The organism is Meiothermus granaticius NBRC 107808 (assembly GCF_003574355.1).
In the GTDB taxonomy this organism is placed as follows: domain Bacteria; phylum Deinococcota; class Deinococci; order Deinococcales; family Thermaceae; genus Meiothermus; species Meiothermus granaticius.
This window is the reverse complement of the sequence record NZ_QWLB01000095.1, coordinates 1-1047: the sequence shown is the minus strand read 5'-3', so window position 1 is coordinate 1047 and position 1047 is coordinate 1. Positions and strand designations below refer to the sequence as shown.

The window sequence follows — 1047 nt, the reverse complement described above, 5'->3', positions numbered from 1 at the left end:
AACACCACCCTGACCCCCTGACGTTGGGCTTTGTAGCTGAGCTTCTGCCCGAAGTCGTGGAAAGCCCAGGAATGCAGCCAGGCTCGCTTCAGCGACCGCCAGGTGGAGCGCTGAGGCCGTCTAGCCCTGACCCTCTGACGGATGCCCTTCAAGTCCTCCAGGGCAACCGCCCGATTCGTGCGTTGGGCCTTCTCCACGATGCGTTTGGCGATGGTGTGGTTCACGTCATGGGCAAACCGTCGCTCTTTGCCCGCCAACTTCTTCAAGCGCCGCTTGGCCCCCTTCGTTCTCTTCTTTTGCAGTTTCCTTCTCAACCTCCTGTGGCGGTGCCGTACCGAGTTCAGGTACTTACCCGAGTAGCGCTCCCCATCGCTGTCGGTGGCAAGATTGACAATGCCCAGGTCTACCCCCAACACGTCCTGAATCTCTACAGGTTCCGGCTCCTCGACATTGACAGTGGCAAACAAGTAAAACTCACCCCCTACGTAGGCCAGGTCGGTCTCGCCCTGTCGGGTTTGCAGCAGCTTGTGTTGGTACGCCCCGGCCACAAAGGGGATGGTCTGCCGTCCCTGAAGCGTCCAGATGGACACGCTGGAAGCCGTCAGCTTCCAACTCAGGATCCGGTCATCGTAGGTGATGGCCCCCAGCTCACGAAAGGAGCGCAGCTTTGCTCTATCCAGCTTGTAGGCATCCACCACCTTGGCATTGGCCCGTACCGCCATCTGTGCCGAAAGCTCGAAGCGGTCTTTGACCGCGTGGTAGACCCGGTGGTGCAGCGGGATTTGCCGGAAGGTCTGGGTTTCCCAGGCCACCGCCGAGATGTGGTTGCAAGCCGCGTTGAAGCGCCGCATGGTCTCCAGCAAATACCCCCGCTGTTCAGGCGTGGGCAGGAGCTTGACCTTGGCGGTGAGCTTCACAGAAGCAGCGTAACATACGCTATTCAACACTTGAAGGAGGTGAGTGGGTATCGCCGCCCAAAGGCGGCCTGGGGCTATCCATCCCAGACCAAACTTTGGTTTGGTCGGGGTCTCTCGCCCCAGACCCCAA

1 protein-coding gene is annotated in these 1047 nt (G+C 60.0%); it reads right to left on the bottom strand.

Going from position 1 to position 1047, the window contains the following annotated elements:
• The coding region (locus Mgrana_RS16625; RefSeq protein ID WP_147371323.1) for an RNA-guided endonuclease InsQ/TnpB family protein at window positions 1-917 on the bottom strand (917 nt) is incomplete at its 3' end.
• Window positions 918-1047: the final 130 nt, after the last annotated feature.